The 16,832-nt window shown below is 53.6% G+C and carries 21 protein-coding genes and 1 pseudogene; 7 read left to right on the forward strand and 15 right to left on the reverse strand.

The annotated features are described in order from the left end of the window. Positions 1-65: 65 nt before the first annotated feature. Genes FFR93_RS00305 through FFR93_RS00315 form a run of 3 tightly spaced genes read right to left on the reverse strand, consistent with a single transcriptional unit; the run spans position 66 to position 1,834 of the window. Positions 66-440, reverse strand: coding sequence for a hypothetical protein (locus FFR93_RS00305; RefSeq protein ID WP_171049004.1), 375 nt, complete (start codon positions 438-440; stop codon positions 66-68). Beyond that, positions 440-1,114, reverse strand: a complete 675-nt coding sequence (locus FFR93_RS00310) for a hypothetical protein (RefSeq protein ID WP_138391343.1) — start codon at positions 1,112-1,114, stop codon at positions 440-442. The genes FFR93_RS00305 and FFR93_RS00310 overlap by 1 nt, the downstream gene beginning before the upstream one ends. 12 nt (positions 1,115-1,126) lie before the next feature. Continuing rightward, positions 1,127-1,834 (reverse strand): hypothetical protein, encoded by a 708-nt coding sequence (locus tag FFR93_RS00315; protein ID WP_138391344.1) that lies wholly within the window; start codon positions 1,832-1,834, stop codon positions 1,127-1,129. 44 nt (positions 1,835-1,878) lie between these two features. On the opposite strand from FFR93_RS00315, the gene FFR93_RS00320 reads away from it, so the two are divergent. Both FFR93_RS00320 and FFR93_RS00325 read left to right on the forward strand, forming a co-directional pair. Then, entirely contained in the window at positions 1,879-2,112 is a 234-nt protein-coding gene (locus FFR93_RS00320) for a hypothetical protein (RefSeq protein ID WP_138391345.1), read from the forward strand. Positions 2,113-2,170: 58 nt separating this feature from the next. Then, positions 2,171-2,716, forward strand: a complete 546-nt coding sequence (locus FFR93_RS00325) for a hypothetical protein (protein WP_138391346.1) — start codon at positions 2,171-2,173, stop codon at positions 2,714-2,716. Here the strand turns inward: FFR93_RS00325 and FFR93_RS00330 are convergent. From FFR93_RS00330 to FFR93_RS00345, 4 genes are read right to left on the reverse strand one after another with little or no spacing between them, the layout of a single operon-like run. Further along, positions 2,713-2,949 carry a hypothetical protein gene (locus FFR93_RS00330; RefSeq protein WP_246661268.1) on the reverse strand — a complete coding sequence of 79 codons (237 nt, stop codon included), beginning with the start codon at positions 2,947-2,949 and terminating at the stop codon, positions 2,713-2,715. The two genes, FFR93_RS00325 and FFR93_RS00330, sit on opposite strands and share 4 nt — an antisense overlap. 23 nt (positions 2,950-2,972) lie before the next feature. Further along, complete coding sequence (locus tag FFR93_RS00335) at positions 2,973-3,611, reverse strand: hypothetical protein (protein ID WP_138391347.1); 639 nt, start codon at positions 3,609-3,611, stop codon at positions 2,973-2,975. After that, positions 3,574-4,110: a hypothetical protein gene (locus tag FFR93_RS00340; RefSeq protein ID WP_138391348.1), complete on the reverse strand. Its 537-nt coding sequence runs from the start codon at positions 4,108-4,110 to the stop codon at positions 3,574-3,576. Before FFR93_RS00340 ends, FFR93_RS00335 begins: the two co-directional genes overlap by 38 nt. An 8-nt stretch (positions 4,111-4,118) precedes the next feature. Continuing rightward, positions 4,119-4,418, reverse strand: a complete 300-nt coding sequence (locus FFR93_RS00345; RefSeq protein ID WP_138391349.1) for a hypothetical protein — start codon at positions 4,416-4,418, stop codon at positions 4,119-4,121. Positions 4,419-4,749: 331 nt separating this feature from the next. Between FFR93_RS00345 and FFR93_RS00350 the strand changes: the two genes are divergently transcribed. Further along, positions 4,750-5,352, forward strand: a complete 603-nt coding sequence (locus FFR93_RS00350; protein WP_138391350.1) for a hypothetical protein — start codon at positions 4,750-4,752, stop codon at positions 5,350-5,352. Between the two features lie 61 nt (positions 5,353-5,413). Then, the gene (locus FFR93_RS00355; protein ID WP_138391351.1) at positions 5,414-5,977 is read left to right on the forward strand and encodes a hypothetical protein; all 564 of its coding nucleotides are present in this window, start codon (positions 5,414-5,416) and stop codon (positions 5,975-5,977) included. 2 nt (positions 5,978-5,979) lie between these two features. Here the strand turns inward: FFR93_RS00355 and FFR93_RS00360 are convergent, their stop codons facing one another. The 5 genes from FFR93_RS00360 to FFR93_RS00380 form a co-directional block, all read right to left on the reverse strand. Next, positions 5,980-6,555, reverse strand: a complete 576-nt coding sequence (locus FFR93_RS00360; protein WP_138391352.1) for a hypothetical protein — start codon at positions 6,553-6,555, stop codon at positions 5,980-5,982. Between the two features lie 64 nt (positions 6,556-6,619). Beyond that, complete coding sequence (locus FFR93_RS00365; RefSeq protein WP_138391353.1) at positions 6,620-7,261, reverse strand: DUF2807 domain-containing protein; 642 nt, start codon at positions 7,259-7,261, stop codon at positions 6,620-6,622. Between the two features lies 1 nt (position 7,262). Further along, complete coding sequence (locus FFR93_RS00370) at positions 7,263-7,880, reverse strand: ribonuclease HII (protein ID WP_138391354.1); 618 nt, start codon at positions 7,878-7,880, stop codon at positions 7,263-7,265. A gap of 122 nt (positions 7,881-8,002) precedes the next feature. After that, on the reverse strand, positions 8,003-10,453 hold the full coding sequence (locus FFR93_RS00375; RefSeq protein ID WP_171049005.1) for a putative Ig domain-containing protein: 2,451 nt from the start codon (positions 10,451-10,453) through the stop codon (positions 8,003-8,005). A 292-nt stretch (positions 10,454-10,745) separates the two neighbouring features. Further along, positions 10,746-11,126, reverse strand: a complete 381-nt coding sequence (locus FFR93_RS00380) for a hypothetical protein (protein WP_138391356.1) — start codon at positions 11,124-11,126, stop codon at positions 10,746-10,748. A 459-nt stretch (positions 11,127-11,585) separates the two neighbouring features. Between FFR93_RS00380 and FFR93_RS00385 the strand changes: the two genes are divergently transcribed. Continuing rightward, positions 11,586-11,696, forward strand: coding sequence for a PCRF domain-containing protein (locus FFR93_RS00385; RefSeq protein ID WP_138391357.1), 111 nt, complete (start codon positions 11,586-11,588; stop codon positions 11,694-11,696). Between the two features lie 345 nt (positions 11,697-12,041). Here FFR93_RS00385 and FFR93_RS41305 read toward each other — a convergent pair whose 3' ends face one another. Further along, positions 12,042-12,332: a hypothetical protein gene (locus tag FFR93_RS41305; RefSeq protein WP_246661269.1), complete on the reverse strand. Its 291-nt coding sequence runs from the start codon at positions 12,330-12,332 to the stop codon at positions 12,042-12,044. A gap of 36 nt (positions 12,333-12,368) precedes the next feature. Between FFR93_RS41305 and FFR93_RS00400 the strand changes: the two genes are divergently transcribed. Together FFR93_RS00400 and FFR93_RS00405 are read left to right on the forward strand one after the other, a co-directional pair. Continuing rightward, positions 12,369-12,776 carry a peptide chain release factor-like protein gene (locus tag FFR93_RS00400; RefSeq protein ID WP_171048997.1) on the forward strand — a complete coding sequence of 136 codons (408 nt, stop codon included), beginning with the start codon at positions 12,369-12,371 and terminating at the stop codon, positions 12,774-12,776. A 153-nt stretch (positions 12,777-12,929) separates the two neighbouring features. After that, on the forward strand, positions 12,930-13,304 hold the full coding sequence (locus FFR93_RS00405) for a hypothetical protein (RefSeq protein WP_138391359.1): 375 nt from the start codon (positions 12,930-12,932) through the stop codon (positions 13,302-13,304). Between the two features lie 152 nt (positions 13,305-13,456). Here FFR93_RS00405 and FFR93_RS00410 read toward each other — a convergent pair. Next, positions 13,457-13,792 (reverse strand): annotated as a pseudogene (locus FFR93_RS00410) (STAS domain-containing protein); the annotation flags it as partial. A 64-nt stretch (positions 13,793-13,856) separates the two neighbouring features. Then, complete coding sequence (locus tag FFR93_RS00415; protein WP_138391360.1) at positions 13,857-16,361, reverse strand: EAL domain-containing protein; 2,505 nt, start codon at positions 16,359-16,361, stop codon at positions 13,857-13,859. Between the last annotated feature and the right edge of the window lie 471 nt (positions 16,362-16,832).

Here is a 16,832-nt window from a genome sequence, read left to right on the forward strand (position 1 = left end):
AGCCTCTGCGGTGTAATGGTGCTCTCCTATCATGACCCGCGTGGCTGAAATGAACGACCGGGTGTTCAGTTTTGTGGAATGGCTGAATTTATCAGCTTGGCGCACTCAATGGCCTTTTGTGGCGTAATCCCGCGTCGACGCAGGAGAATGCGTGCGGTTTGATCGTCGATTATGACATCAACGGAGGTGTGGGCGGGTGTCGGTGCCGACAAAAGGAGATTGTTGAACCCAGCGTGGAGGATTTCTGGCAGTTCGTAACATCGAAAGCCAATCCTCGTCGTTCCGAACGAAAGCAATTCCAGGAACTTTGCCGGGAGTGACGTTCTGACTTTCTGGAGTGCCTGATCCAGACGGCCATCGTTGATCGGGATGGCCTTGCCTGGATAGGCAAGTCTCCACCCCGCCGCGAAGAATTCGGCGAACTCATAAATTTCGCGCATCACGCTGCCTTGGCTTCCTCGATAATATAGGGCTCTAGGAAGCCGTCCAGCGTCTCCGGAGGCTTGCCGTTGGTGAAGGTAATTAGGGTCCCGCGATATCCGAGCTTCTTGCCGATGAGGGTCTCGATGCTCGTTTTGAGGGTTTCCGTGACGCTGTTGATGACGGCCTTCTCGTCAGCTGTCCAGTATCCCTTCAGTTGTCGCTTGCTGTCATCGGAAGTCGCCCCGATCAGTCTGCCCAGCACTGTGAAGGCATCTTCATAGGGACTGATGAGTTCCTGAAGGTAGGCTTGCTCGTTCTCTTGTTTCAGCGTTTCGAGTTCAGTAATTCGTTGTTCGGTCCGAGCTGGTCTTGCACGGTAGTTCGCCGAGTCGTCGAATTGGCCGAAATGTGCGACAGGGTACTGGTTGTGGAAGATGCGGCGGTCATTTTCTCCGCCGATTTGCCGGAAAATGAACCCGTCATATTTCTTTTCTTCCCTCTCGTCGAACTCCCAATGGACGCGTTCCTGCCGCTCGCAGTTCAGGAGAACGAGGTCGATGGCTACGAAATCGTGCTGTTTCGGGTCGAACAGGCCGGACTTTCTGACGACGTCATCGCCTTTATGCCGGTAGAGGATACGGGCGAATGCGTAGGAGTTGCCTGGGGTGTAGCGCAGGGTCTCTGTGGTCATCGTTTCGTCCTTTCACTTCTTCCCGTTGAGCATCTTGGAAACACCGCGAGAGCGCTCCAGGGATATTGTCTTCAGTGCAGCGAGGTCGTCGAGTGACTTTTCAATGTCGCCGTTGATGACCCAGTCTCTGACATCGCGCAGATCGCTGCCGATGCGGAGGCTCGACGCACCCGCATCGAGAAGCTTCGTCGTGATTTTTCGGCTATGCGTGGCGATGACGAGTCCCAGGCATTTTTCTGGAAGCGAGGTTGCGAAGTCACTCAGGAACTGTCCGATGGCGTTGTGATAGCCCTCCCCTACTCCGATGTCAGGCTCATCGAGCATGAGGTAGTGGTATCGGTCCTTGTTGCGGGAGTTGTCGACGCCAGTTTGCATGACCTTGATGGAGATGTTGCCGGTGCTGTCGAGGTCTTCATCTCCAAACATGAAGGCGCGCTCTATGCCGCTCCTGGTGCGGCGGTTCATGCCGATATCCATGACGAGAACGTCGATCTTGTCTTCTTTGCCAAAGCTGCGCACGAGATTATTGAGGATCAGGAAGGCGAGGCTCTTCCCGCTGGCATTCTCGCCCGTGACAACGAGTACGTCTTCGCGACTGCCCGTTTCAAGCCGAGAAGGAAAAAGGCGCTCACGATCCTCCTGGAACTTTTCCATCTCCAGGAATTCCTGCCAAACCTTGACAGGGGCAAGGGATTTTAAGGTGTCGATGTCTGCCGTCATGTCTCTCGATCTTTCACTTTTGCGTCCTAGATAGAAGGTTCAGATTGTATCGCAAGGAATTCGTTGAAATTTGTTCTGTACACAGTGGTGGTATCTATCCGATCAAGAAGACCATGGAGGCGGGCATGCCATTTTTTCTACCAGAAGGTACTGACCCGGGGAATCCGGATTTTGCGGAGCAGATCGAGGCCCTTTCAGCACACATAGGCATCGACCTGCCGCCGAATTACATGGGCCGCCCCGCAGAGCTTGATGCAGCTCCAACGTCTGGCTTCTAGGCGTTTGTTGAATGCGAGGATGAGATGCATCCTCGTCAGGTCCAATTTAACGAGGAGCATGGCTATGAGTACAGTTATCATCGAAACGTCGTCTATGCCGGGGATGGAGCTTCCGGTCTACCTGACCAATGCGTGTTGCGAGAACGCACATGGCACGCCGGAGCTGCTGGCTGAACATGGTCTGCTCGGCGGAATTTATGACGGGGATTTTTACCCTCTCACTGATGCGGAATTCCAGTTTATCGGTGAAGACCTGGTGCCAGTCTATGACGGTTTTGAGGCCATGACTGGATATTCGGTGCTCTACGAAGGCCGCAAGTTCCTTGCGCCGACGGTCGAGTTCTATTACGGCGAAGGCGTTTCCACCACCGAGCAGGAAGCGCGTGATGCCTGCGACACGTCGGTTCGCTGCCTCGCAGAGCATGTTGTTGATTTTGGTGGTCACGTTCTGGTTCAAGAAGACATGGATGACCGTATCAACATGATGGTCATGATCCCGTTCGAATATGCACGTGCAAACGCAAAGACCTTCGAGGCCTGGAAGCAGCACCTCAAAGAGGAAGTCTTCGCGAAGGCATTTGCACCTTCAGGGCCAAAGCTTTAATCGACAGGTACCGGCTCGATAGCCTCGAAGTCGTCTTCGTCGAAGACAAGTTCAGCAATCGCATAGGGCGGACCGTTCAGCCAGGACGGGTCCGCCTTTTCTTTTTCCGTGATCCGAACGGCGATGATGGTTCGTGTTCCGATGTCGGTAACACGAAATTCGCGGTCGGAAATCTGGAAGTGGCTGTTGATGGAAAGCCACGCGAGTTTCGGATTGAGGTGAGATGCGTTCATGAGTATTGCAGCGCTGACCGCTGCTACTGTTGCCTATGCGATCCAGATTTAAACATCGCGATCATCTTTTCAACCACAAGCTTCCTTTTGCGCCTCTGATTTCCAACATCCGGAGCACGCTTCCATCCGACGTTAGTCGGGGTATGGAGCCAGGCAATGTCGAACGAGTAGCCGGTCTCGTCTCGCGGAATCTGCAGACCGGCAAGCGCATCGAACTCACCGAAGACCGTGCCATCACCGTTCAGGGGAACTGCGATCATGTTTGGTAGGTCCGGCCATTGGGGGCGCTGAGCTGGATATAACGTTGTATCGATCAGGTAACCTGCTTCTCGCGACACCACCACCATATGACCTGCCCAGTGGGTCGGGCTCGATGGTGGCTCGTCCGGTTTGCCAATCCCGAGATTGTGGATCATCACCCCGTCTTGCTGAGCTTCCATGAATGTAAAGACCGGCTCCACGACGGCATCGTGGATTCCAGCCTGGAAGAGGAAATCGCGAACGGTCAAGGATGACAGCACGCAACTGCCTTTTGAGATTTCGGAACCCTCAAGCATGTCGAACCAGGTCTGATGAAGCATCTCGGAGATAACCACTAATGCCTTGGTGAGCTTAAGTGGTGGTTTACCGCAAACCAGCATGTCCTTGAGATAAAATGACATCTTGTTCCCAATTTATGATGACTTCTTGAGCCTTCGCAGGGTCCTGCAAGAGTGCCCATTTTGAGGGGAAGTGATCGATGAGAGAATTGTACCTAGAGGTCTTTTCTATCAAGTCGAACACATAATCGCTACGAAACGGAACGCCGAAATAGACGCTCTCCTCGGGCTTCTTCCAGGTGACATCGATCACTCGTCCTTCCCGATCAACGAGCCAGGCATGATGAACGGGGAGTATGAAGCTGAGGTCCCCTGACGAGGCGTATCCCTCGACATAGGTGTAGTCTTCTTCAAGTCCTTTCTTGAGAAGTTTCACGAGGATCGCCTGGCTGTTCGCAAAGCACTGCTTTGGAATGCCACGCTTGATAGGACTTCTTTCCTGAAGCGGCGCTGGTGTCCACTCCCGGCCGTGTGACAGAACAAACGCGCACATGCCTCTGCCCTGATTTTCAAGAGCGGCATTCATTGCGAGGTAGGATTTGATGGTGTCCAGAGCAGTCATCGCTAACCTTAAAGCTGCAGTGCCCAGGTCTGTTCGTACTCTTCCTGTGCAAGGACTTCGGGTTCCTGGAGCGTGTGGTCCGCGTTCATCTTCTGAATATAGAACTTGGGTTCTGGATAGAAGGAAACCGACACGATGTACTGTCCGTCTTCTTTGAAGCGTACTCCGGTCTCAATGCCGAACTTTTCCTCCGTCCGCTTCAGTTTCGCGGACAACTGGGCGTCCTTCTGCGGTTCAACGGTAGCTCGCGTGTGCCCGCGCGGGGAGCGGGGATCGTGGTTTTCGGAAGATTTGCTCGTGTCAGACATTTCCAATTGCTCCTGGACTTGATCCCTAGCGTTTCAAACGTATCGAGGCCTGGATGGCTTAAAACAAACGCCTTCACTTTTAACCTCTCTCGATTGAAGCGGCCTAGAGGTTCTCTCCATTAAAATCACGCTGAAAGATACTTAGTGAGTCATCGGTGCAAAAGCCAGTGCCTTACGCGAGCAAGGTGCTGGCAGTGCGACTTTTGAAAGTGTGCTGGCACAAGAAAGCGCTTGAAGGGTCCGCATGCGGATTGGTGTGCTTAAGGAATTCTCTTCTTGAAAATCTCGCGCGATAAGCGAGAGTAATATTACGCGGCAAGGAATTTTCATAATGCTTTCAAATCTGATGAATAAAGTCGTGGGTACTGCGACAGCGGCTCCTTATCAAAGGCGCGTCCGGGAGTGGCTCGTCGCATGTTTTGGTGAAAAGTTTGCCGATCCGGACCAGGAACGCGCTGCCCGGAATATGGAAGAGAGCATTGAGCTGTTTCATGCGCAGGGGAAGTCCTTCGAAGAGTTGGTTGCCCTGGCAAGGCGGGTCTATTCTCGTCCGGCAGGTGACCCGCAGCATGAACTTGGCGATGTTATGGTCACGCTTGCAGCGTTGGCCGAAGCGAATGGCTATGACCTGATCGCGGCGGGTGAAGAGGCGTTGGCGCGTAATTGGGATCGTGTCGATGCGATCCGCGAGAAGCAGGCGAGTAAACCCGCCAACACTGTCTTGCCAGGTGCGCGTGAGCCGGAGAACAACTGGGTTCCCACGGATGCCCAAACGGCGTCAGCCTGCATGAGCTATCGCCACGATTTCGGACTTTTGGAACCGGAAGAAAGGCGCATGACGATGTTCAAGGGTAGAGAGTGGTTGCGGGCATGGATGCGCGAGATGCCGAAGACCCCTGCCCTTCGGCACGTGGAACCACCGAAATCGGCTTAATTCCTCACGTTGCCGATGACTTCCGGCAAGGCGGATGTTATTTGGATGCATGCTGAATAGGGTGAAACGTTTCGATGGTTGGTTTGTGGAGCGATTTGATCGCGCTGGATACCAGCTGCAAACGAAACTGAACTGGCACATTGTCGATATCTGGAAGGTCGGAAACGGGGGTATTCTTGCCCTGATGACCGCTGCCGTCGTGGTGACGGGTAATCTGCCTACCACTTTCGTCATAGCGCCCTACGCGATCATGTGGGGCTTCTTTCTGGCAATTGCGCTACCCTGGTTGTCCCGCCAGAAACGGAGTTGGTCACCTGATCGGATGGTTTGGTGGTTTGGTTGGGTCAATAGATTACGTTGGACGTTTCAACCGATGCGCTTTGTCTTGTTTTTAATGGTGCTGTTTTTCGCTTTCGGTCCATCGGTGGGGAATTACGTCTACGGATATCCGGAGACCTGGGGCAGGTTTGCGTTGACGATTGTCCGCTCCGTGATCACGCCCGGAGGCGTGATCTTCGCGACATACCTGATGGGTATCTATCCGGTGCCGCCGGTAGAGAAAGCGCAGGAGAAGGAAAAGGCAGGTCTCAGCGATTGGTTGATGAAGCCTCAGCCTTCGCTTTGAGATTAAAGCCCGGGAGCCCGGTTCCGCGATTTTTTGAAGCCTTCCAAAGCGTCATCGAACTCGTCGGCAACACGATCTGCGATGTGGTCGTTGCCGCGTTGAGACAGCACGTCGTCCAGTCGCTTGGTGAAGTTGTAGAGGTTCTCGTCCAGGAACTCCTCTTTTTCCTCAGGCGTAAGGTCTTTGTAGCCTTCGGTGTCCTGCTCCAGGATAGTTTCGACATCGCCTTTCGTGAACATGGTTCCGAAAGCGCCGGAAGCTCTCGCTTCCATAATAAGTTCTACAGTGTCGCAGACCGCGCCCAGATTGAGCGTTTGGCGGAAACCGGGGCGCTTGAAAAGGATATCGAGGCTGATCTTGGGTGGGACAATCGTCGCTGAACGCGCTTCGACTCCCTCATGCGAGGCGGCCCATTTTTCGATGTCTTTAGCCTGCTCGGAGAAGTGGATGTCTTCGCCGCTACGGTTCTTGACGGTCCCGTGAATATAGTCTGTCAGCGAGTCGACCCGGAGCTGCAGGGTGCCCCCTTGGTGTCTGATTTCGACGAGGTTGATCTGGATTGTGTCGTGTGATGGCATTGGATACCTCCTGGCGATGCCATGATGTTAGAGGCCTCCAATGCATTGCACCACGGCGATCCGGTTATCTGAGATGGATTGAACCACTGCCGCTTCGGTCGCTTTGCACTAATTTTGGGCTGCCCCACACCTGGATTTTGCCAGAACCCGAGACTTTCAGTGAGGCGCTGGATTTGGCTGTGGCCGAGACTGAACCGGAGCCACTGATCTTCGCATCAAGATTATCGGCGTCGAGTGAGACGCAGCGGATGCTGCCTGACCCGCTCACTCGGAGTTTCGCACTGCGTGTATTTCCGCTGGCGGTGATGTCACCTGAGCCGCTCGTCGAAAGGGATATTTCCGCCTGGTTGATACCGTGAACCATGACGTCACTGGACCCTGATGAGACGACATTTAAAACCTCCGGCGCAGCCAGGTTCACAGAGGGCTGAGATTTCATGGTGAATGAGTCTTGGCTGTAGATGTGGAGCACGTCGCCGACGATCTCGGTGAGGATAAGCGGAAGGACATTCTCGTCAGCGATGACAAAAGCTTCGATGGCCTCGCTGCCCAACGTCAAATTGAGGCTGATGGCCCCGGAGACCTTTACCGTCGCGAAGGGTAAAATCTTCCGTTCCTGAATGGTGATCTTGCCGTTTCCACGAATGGAATGGGTCTTATGCGGCGAGCCTGAAAAGTTCGAGAAAAGGGAGAAGAGCTTGTTCATCTTATGCGGCCTTCGCGTCTTGTTTGAGCGGTCGGAAGCTCATTCGATGAAGCGGACAGGGTCCTTGTTGGGCAATCGCAGCAAGGTGAACTGGAGTTCCGTAACCGGCATGTTTCTCAAACCCGTATCCCGGATACGTTTTCGCCGCGCGTTCCATCATTCTGTCGCGTGTTACCTTTGCGACGATTGAGGCGGCCGAAATGGACAGGCACTTGGCGTCACCCTTGATGACGAAATCGGCCTTCCCCAGGAGCGGTTTTGGGATGACGTTGCCATCGATCAGATGCCAGCCTGGCTTGATTTCAAGGCCGTTTGCGGCGCGTGTCATGGCTAGAAGTGTTGCTTCACGGATGTTGATCTTGTCGATTATCTGTGCGGAGATGCTGGCGATGCTGACGTAAGATGACTGGAGAATGGCGTCGAAAACCGCTTCTCGCTTCTTTGCTGACATCTGCTTGGAATCGCGTAATCCTTCGGGAATGTTGTAGGGGTCGAGTATAACCGCAGAAACCACAACTGGCCCTCCGAGGGGGCCTCTGCCAACTTCGTCTATTCCTGCAATGTTTTCAATGCCTTGGTCGAGAAGTGCTTGTTCATAGGAAAAGTCAGGTGCTGGCATGGCAAAGGAATTCCAGTTTGGGACGCACAATGGTTCCCTGAAAGGAATTCCTTTGCAAGTCGAGAAAGAGGTCGCCAAGGAATTTGGCGGCCTCTTTCTCTTTCAAGTAAAGCGTCTCTGGGTCAGGGGTTGACGACGAAAGTGACCGACGGAAGTGTCAAGGTCCATCCATTTACGTCAGTGACTTTCCACAGGCTAGTGTATGTCCCTGTGGCTGTCGGTGTGCCGCTGAAATTCAACAATTCACTGGTTGAAGATGCGGGTGCAAAGGTGATTCCAGGTGGAGTGCTACCGGATATCAGCGAGACAGCCAGGCTTTTGTTTCGATAGGGGCCATTTGCAGCCGTTCTGATGTTAAATCCGCCTACCGTCATGGCCGTATCTTTCGTCAATGTCGCGCCTGTATAGCTGGAGTTGTTGGACATTGTCGATGTTACCGTGAGGACGGTGGTGACGGAGGCCGTTGCGTTGTCATTGGAGTCAACAACGCTGACTGTGACGTTGTGGTTTCCCTGGAAGGAGCTGTCGGTCACTGATCCAATAATTGAACCTGTCGTGGCCCCAATAGTGAGGCCAGTTGGTAAGCCGGTTGCAGAGTAGGTTGCCGTTCCGATCACGCCGGTCGATGTTGCCTTTTTCACTGGCGTCGCTTCCGTGTAGACGACCTCGCCCTTCGCATTTCCGGATGCCGGAACGGTGACGGCCAAAGCTGCTCTTGGGTCGACCTTGAACATGATCGCCGGGAGAGTGAGAGACCAGCCATTGCCATCAGTTACCTTCCACGTGCTGAAGAAGGTTCCAGACACGGTAGGCACGCCCGAGAACAGCAAGAATTCACCGCTGATCGCTGCATTGATCCCGGTTGGCAGGCTGCCGGAAAGCAGCGTAGCCGTGACGCCCTTGTCCTTGTAGGGTAGATTGCTGCCGGATTCCCGAAGGTTAAAACCGCTTGCAGTCATGGCAACCTGCTGCTTCAGGGTCGCACCCGTATAGGCCCAAGATGAAAATGGCGCAGTCAGCGTCAGTTTGAAGGACGTCGAGATCGTTGTGCCATCGCCGTTGTCGGTGATCTTGATAGTGACAATATGGTCGCCCTGGAGTGCGCCGTTAGTCACCGTTCCGGTGACGGAACCTGTTGTTGGGTTAATGCTCAAGCCGGAGGGAAGACCTTCTGCGGACCACGTCGGAGTCCCGGAAACGTTGGTCGCAGTCGCCGTAACGAGAGGAGAGGCTTCGGTATAGGTTTTATTGCCGACGGCGCTGGTGTCAGCAATCGGGCTGAGCGTGAGTGGGTCCCTCGGCTCGACGGTGAATGTGATCGGGTTGAGTGTCAACGACCAGCCATTCGCGTCCGTCGCTTTCCAGATGCTAGTGAATGATCCTTGGGCGGTTGGCTTGCCTGAGAAGGTGAAAAGCTCGCCATTGACCGTCGTGGCGATGCCGGGAGGAATGCTGCCGGACACCATGGTCCAGGAGAGATTATGGTTGTTGTAAGCCACGTTGGTGCCAGCCTCGCGGATGTTGAAGCTGACGGGCGTCATTGTCGTACCTTGCTTCAGTGTCGCTCCGGCGAAGGCAAGGGCACTGAACGGCGGCTCGATATTTAGCGTCAGCGTGCCTGATGCCTGGCTTCCATCGGCATCGTCGAAGACCATAAGCGGAATGTTGTGCTGACCTTGGAACGCGCTATCGGTGACCGAACCGGCGATCACACCAGTTGCGACGTCGTACGCCAGGCCTGTTGGCACATCACCAGCGAACCAGAACGGGCTTCCGACCAGGCCGGTAGCGGTTGGCTTGCGAATGGTCGTCGAGCCGTCGTAGGACCTGGTTCCTGTCAGGCTGACCGGCAGTAGTGTGCTAACGGACAAAACAGGCTCATACGTTACGGAGAACGCCCAGGAGATGCTACGGTTGAACTCGTCCGTGATCGTTGTCGTGAAGTTGTCGGTTCCCAGTGTGCTGCTCGTCCAGATCAGCGCACCTGTTGCGGTGTCCCAGCCGTAATCAGCAATGCCGGACGGTTTACTGAATGTGAGATCGCCGATGGCATTTTCGACGGAAATAGGGTCAGTAGAGAAGGCAGTGCCTGCTCGGACGCTATAAGTTGTTTTCTGTGTGCTTGCGACAGCCAATGGCTGTGCGGGCATGGCCGCAATACGGAATGGTGTCGTAGTGTCGCTGTTCCCGCTGGCGGTAACCGTAATCGCAAAGTCGTTCAGGATGAAGGGCTTGTTTGGAGTGCCGGTGATAGCACCGGTGCTTTGGTTGAAGGAAAGTCCGTATTGGCTCAGATCATAGTTCGCTGAGAAGGTGGTGCCGGAAGCGGTCCAGGCGGCACGCGTATCTTTGTCAACGACAGCGCTCGGCCAGCCGGAAGCGGCTTGAGGCACCCAGCTCGAAATAGGTGTGCCTGCCTTGCCAAGGACGACCTGAGACTGGTCGGCAATATCGGGAAGAGCTATTGTTGGCGTCGGGTCCTCGGGGTCTGGGTTTTCAGAGCCAGTATTCCCGGAAGTCAGGATGCCCGTATTCGAAGAACGGAAATAGAACTGATCGTCGGCAGCTTGCATGGGCAACGCCGACTGAAGAATTAGTGCCGTGGTGAGGAGTAGTCTGCCAAACATGAGTGAACCAGCCCATTTGTCCCATAATAGGCGTGATTATTTTGCAATGGCGGATTTAAAACAATCATTTCCTTTAATATTTAGCAAAGAAAATAAATAAATCGACATTTTAAAAACTTTAAGGACGCTGTCGAGCGCGTTTGGGCCTATGAATATCCTTAATTCGACCAGTAAGCCAAATGGGAGGCGCGTATATTAGCCTCCCATTTGGCTGGAATGCCAGTTGGGCATAGTTCTGTTAAAACGAAAGCTTGTGGTCAAATTCGGCTTCGATCTTGCGGATCGCTTCCGGATCGCGCGTCCGATCTTCGTTGTCGTGGTATTCGGTGTAGTCGGCAGACATTGTGCCGTCGCCCAATGAAACGATCTCGAAATCTTCAGGCTTCTCGGCGAAATCGGCTTCGTCGAAGGTATTCCAGACCTCGGAAGGGATGAATTCAACCTGGTAAGAATAGCCGTTATCACCCTTGTCGAGGGCCCAAACGTGGCAAGTCGAACCGGCTTCAGCAACGCGTTCGATTTCAGTGTCAGTGTCGTCCCAGGACATGATGCCATGATCTGACGACTGCGTGTTGACCTTGATGATCGTACCGATTGGAAGTGGGTGGGTAATTGTCATTTCTATTTCTCCTTTAAATTCTGTCTAGGAAATACATATTTCCTGCCTTCGACAAGCGTGGTTGCACGCGGAGACGCCCTTGAGATTTCCTTCAAACCAGTATGCTGGAGAGAGATATGCTCTCTATCGAGACACCTTGTTGGGGAGAGTTCAAAGCCAGAGCTAAGAAGATGGGGGGCGTTGCTGAGATTGTGATGAATTCTGGAGGATAGCCTAACCTTCGCAGAGGCTACGGTATTAACGCCGATAATGAGCGTTATCGACAATTGATCGGTAGTCAGGTCTGATCAGATGGTAAATACTGGTGCTGTAATCTCTTGTGTATTTAGCCACCTTGCTGCATGGTGTCTACATGATGACAGCGAAGAAGTCTATTTTCCATTTCCTTTGACGACGTTCTGGTGAGCGGCGGCGCAGCCGCTTTTGCAAAAACCGGAATGATCAGAGAAAGGGATAAAGATGTCATCGATCATCCTTGAAATTCGTGCCGATGAAGGCGGTGATGATGCCAAACTCTTCGTTGGGGAGCTTGCGCAGGCGTATGAGCGCCTGGCAACGGGTAACGATTGAAAGTGTCACCGTTTGGATGTTGCCCTTGCCTATGCGGGTTTAACTCCATTAGCATTGAGGTTAAGGGCAAGGGTGTCGAAACACTTCGGAACGAAGCCGGTGCCACCGTATTCAGAGCATTCCTCCCACGGAGCGGCGTGGGCGCGTACATACGTCCACCATCAGTGTTGCGAAGTCCCCTCTCCTACAAAGAGCGGATATAGATTTTGGCGTGGGATGGTTCTCGGGCCAAGGCGCAGGCGGGCAACATGGAAACGAAGCCTCCCTTCTCGCCATACTTAAATAACAAAATCAATGTGTTGAGATGAGTATTAAATTCATCGCCATACTTTTGTCAACAGCAGATCAACGAAAGGATACCCTATGTCTGCGAATGAGAAGCGTACCATCGAAATCCGTGCCGCAGAGGGTGGTGAAGACGCCCGCCTGTTTGTCGCCGAGCTGGCCCAAGCATACTGCCGTGTCGCTGAGCGCGAGGATTGAAAGCACCGCTCGGAGCCGCAGATCAACCTGCAATCCGGGCACCAGCAGATCGTCCTCCACATCGAAGGAAAGAATGCTTCGAGGATGGACAACGAGGCTGGGGGCCACCGCCTTCAGCGCATTCCACCGACCGAGCGAAAGGGGCGTGTCCATTCGTCGTCGGTCACGGTAGCAGTGTTTGACGATGACATGACCAGCGACGGCGGCGACCATGCCAAGCGTACCGAGAAGGACTTCAGGATCGACTGGTACAACGGCACGATCAAGGCCGGTGGCCAGCACCACCAAAAGAACGCCACCTGTTGCCGCCTGATCCACATTCCCACGGGGATCGTCCGGACGTCACAAACGCGCTCGCGGAAGAGCAGTTATCACCTCGCTATGGAATCCATTAACTCCGAGTTGGATCGCCTTGCGGCCGCAGGGGAGCATCATGCGAAGAACTCCCTTCGCCGCAGCCAAATGGGATCAGGAGAGCGCAGCGGCGAAAAGCGGCGAACATGGCGCTTCCAGGCTGACGAGTTGATCGACCACGTTTCTGGACGATCAATGAGGGCATCTGAAGCGATACGCGGAGGTATTTCGAAGCTCTGGTAATTCCAGACTTGCTCCAAACATGGAAACCTCATGACCATGAGGTTTCCATGTTAATACCGAGAATATTCGCATCGCACCACAGCGCTTTGGCATCAAGTTGCACCCGCATCAAAATCAGAGCAGACTTGACCATGTCACAAATAGGAAGTCCGTATGCCAACACGATCAGCGGTAATTCTCAACAACCTATTCAATGCTTTTCTGTACTTTGGCGGAAATTTTGCGGTTTGTTTGCTTCTCTCGTTGCCTGTAAAATGGGCAGTGGCTGAAGCTTGTGATAGTTCTCTGCTTTGTATTGCGTTTGCGACTTTGTCCGTTCTTGCAGGAACGTGCTTTCAACAGCGAGGCTCTTGGTCAGAGATACTCATAATTGCAGCAGTGGCAGGATGCTTGGCCTTTAAGTTTCTCGGCGATGCCCCGCTGGTAACGCTGTCTTTTCCTTTCTTCTTTTTGGCCGCCGCGTCAATCGTTGGCGTTTTCCTGATGGTGTTCGGAAAACTTGAACGCCCCAAGCTATGGCATGCATGAGGCATTCGGAAATTATCGAAGACATCGCCGCATCAGTAGGACTCCGAGCTGTCAGCAAATCAGGCTGAACGAACTTGCCCTAGACTGTCGCCCACAACCTCTTTGTGATGAAAGAGCGCCTCATCGCCAGCCTCCATCTTGTCTGGATTTTCCGTCCAGACGAGATCGACCCCAGGGTGAAGCTTCTTCAAGTTGGGCAGTGACTTGGACTGCCATCGATGTTCAGGGGTGCCGCAGACCGTCAAGCGAATCCTCGGCCTGCTGCGAGCGTTGATTGTAAGCTTTGCCAGTAGATTGATCCCAGACGAATTGATAAACTGCAGTCCTGTAAGGTCGATAGTAACTCGCTCCGGTTCAGCTTCGACCACACTCATGACGAGCGAGTAAATCGGGGCATACGCTTCTGCGCCAAGCAGGCGCATTATCCCGTCAAAGTAGATTTCATTACCTTCCGACCAAACGCGATATTCTTTTTGGTTGATTTTCATATCCAGAACTGCAGTTCCTGGTTGTTGTTCAATCACATTGTTTTCACCAGTGCTGTAACATTAGCTATTCAGAGTTCTCGGAACGCCTCTCCGGGAAAATTTTGGGGTTTGCAGCAAGTGCTACATTTCCACTGGAAAGGAGCTTTGCGTCCGGAGAAGCCAGTTGGATTGCCGAACTTTGTTCAGGTTCACGTCGGCAGTCGCTCGGAATTGGCTTTTCGACTAGCTTCAGTGTAGGGCCGCAGCTGGCACAGTTCCTTGCCAATCTCGCATCGTGCCCGTCCCTCATTTCCCTCGCGGTCCGGAGCTTTGAGAAGATGTGACCCTGAATCATGTCCACGCCATCGACGTTGCGGATATACGCCAGTTGCTCCGCTCCTTCGACCCCTTCAACAATAATTTCGAATTCCAGTTCCTTTGCGAGACTCACGACGCCGCGAAAAAGCCGTTGGACCTTGGGTTCATCCACGATGTCGAGGACGAACGAACGATCTATTTTCACTCTGTTGAGGGGGAGCTTGTCCAGGTAACTGAGCGAGGAATAACCGGTTCCAAAATCGTCGAGCGAAGTTTTTACTCCCATTGACCTGAGGGTGCTGAGCGTCCTGGCCGTCTTCACGAAGTCCTTTACGAATACTGTTTCTGTCACCTCGATGCAGAGGCACGAAGCTGGGAGATCGAAATCGTCCAGGGCGCTCCTAATCATGCCGACAATGTCGTCCCGGGCAAGGTCGAGCGCCGATAGGTTTACCGAGACTCCCACGTCAGCGCCCCAAGCTTTACAGTCCCGGCAGGCGGTTCGAAGTACGTACTCGGTGAGTTTCCCAATGACGCCTATTTCCTCGGCCATACCGATGAACTGAGAAGGTGCGATGTACCCAGCCTCAGAATGCTCCCAGCGGCAGAGGGCCTCGGTCGAGACCATCTTCCGTCCGGTAACGTCAAAGATGGGCTGGTAGACGACATGGAGTTCTCCTTGAGCGATTGCCCTTCTGAGGTCGTGCTTGATGCGGGTTGTGGAGAGATACTCTTCCTCCATCTCTTCGTCGAAGAGCACCCACGCCTGGTTCAGGTTCCTCTTGCCCTTGTAAAGAGCCATGTCAGCGCGGCCCATGTCAGCATGAAGGTTGAAGGCCGCTTTTGACCTGACAACTACACCCCCGCTGCAACGAACTTCGATATTGTGGCCATCAATGACGTATGTCGAAGAGATCAGGGAAAACAGGTGATCAAAGAGCTTGTTGACTTCGTGTGTCTCCGTCAGGCCTCCAAACAGCACGACGAACTCGTCGCCTCCGAGCCGCCCAACCACCATCCGGTGGTCCTTGATCATATTAAGCCGGGACGCGACGCCAGCAATCACCTCGTCTCCTATATGATGTCCAAGCGTATCGTTGATAAGCTTAAAACGGTCCACGTCGAGAATGCATAGCGCGGTTATGCCTGTGGGAGGAAGCGAACCCACCTTCTCCTTTGTGAGGAATTCCCACCATGAGCGGTTTGCGAGACCCGACAGCTTATCGAAGCGGGCGGCAAGTTGAAGATCGTTCTTGCTCTTCACCTTCTCGGTTATGTCCTGGATGGTAAGGACGGCCGCACTATCGTCTTCGCCTCCAGTGTCGCCCTTGAAGATGATGTCATCAGGTCTGTCCAGCTTCCGGAACTCCAGTTGCAGCCAGCGTCCATCGAGTGTTTCGGCCTCGAATTCACGAATGCCTGGATTGTCCTTGTCGTAAACGGAGATCGCGAGTTCGAGGGCAATGCGTGCAACATCCGCTTCATCGAAGATGTCCCGCAGTGCGTCCTCAAGTGTGCCTCGGTAGGATATCGAAATGCGGAGCGTCTCAGCAGCTCTTGCGTTGACGACGGCTACCCTGCCTTCACCGTCTACCATTACAAGGCCGTTGGGCATGCTCGAAATCGCCACGTCAAACCGGCGCGAGGTGATGCCGGAGAGGCGAGCAGCGGTAAGCGCCCCGATCAGGAGCGAGCGAAAATACCGCCCGACTTGCATGGACGTGGCGTAGACGGCCGCAAGGAGCAGCGCTGTCAGAAAGAGATAGAATTCCCTGTATACCACGCTTGCCGCGATGAATCCCAACATCATTGGCACACAGCAGGAAAGCGTCATATACCTGACACTCCTCATGGAACCGAAATTCCTGCCCACGACCGCCAGTATGCTGCTGATAATGACGCCGAGGGATACTGACGTGGATATCGAGTGAGGGTAAAAGAACGCACTATAGCAGCCCATAAGCCCGAGGCCGAGTGTCGCGCCAACCGATCCGTTGATGTAACGACGTTCCCACCGGCCAATGTCTTCCGCCGTCGTGATTTCCTTTTTGCTTCGTGCATATTTCGCAAATGTCCGCAGCCGATAGACGAACACCGCCAGCACGAACAGGGGAAAATACAGGAAAACACGGTCCACGGTGGCCATGTAGTTGATACCCGAAGCCAGCACGAAGGTCGCCATGCCCATATGAAGGATGGTTTCCTTGCCAAACAACGAATCCAGAAGTTGCTTCTGAATGTGGAGAGCTATGCTCGGTTCGCTGGTCGGCATAAAATATGTCTCGGGCCTGAGTGGATAAAGGCCATGTCTATATTTCGTAAGAGCCGTTGGAGCAAGGGGTGGACCCTTAGAATCAGCGATTGTCCCCAAACATGCTTTACAGTCGAAGAACCCGGTGTAGCGGCGACAAGCGCTGTCTCATCGGCTTTCGGGTGATGGGGGGGCGGGGTTTTCCCAGCCTGGAGATCACAAGTGCCTAAATTCGTGAGGGAAGTTACGCCGCACTGGTTAATCCTTTTGAGCATCCGTTCCATAATCGCTTGCCAAGTGCGCTTCTCATGGTGACGTGCATTTTTTGTGAAGGAACGAAGGAAATATAGGAGGAGCAGCACTGTGAATGCCGACTTCGAACAGATTTTTCGGAACTAATGACCATTTCTTTCACGGATAACCTTCTTTGATGAGTAGGATAGCACTGAGCCAAAGGAGAAGGCAGTCATTAAGGATTTGGCTGTTTCGTAT

This window comes from Rhizobium sp. MHM7A, assembly GCF_005862215.1.
In the GTDB taxonomy this organism is placed as follows: Bacteria; Pseudomonadota; Alphaproteobacteria; order Rhizobiales; family Rhizobiaceae; genus Rhizobium; species Rhizobium bangladeshense.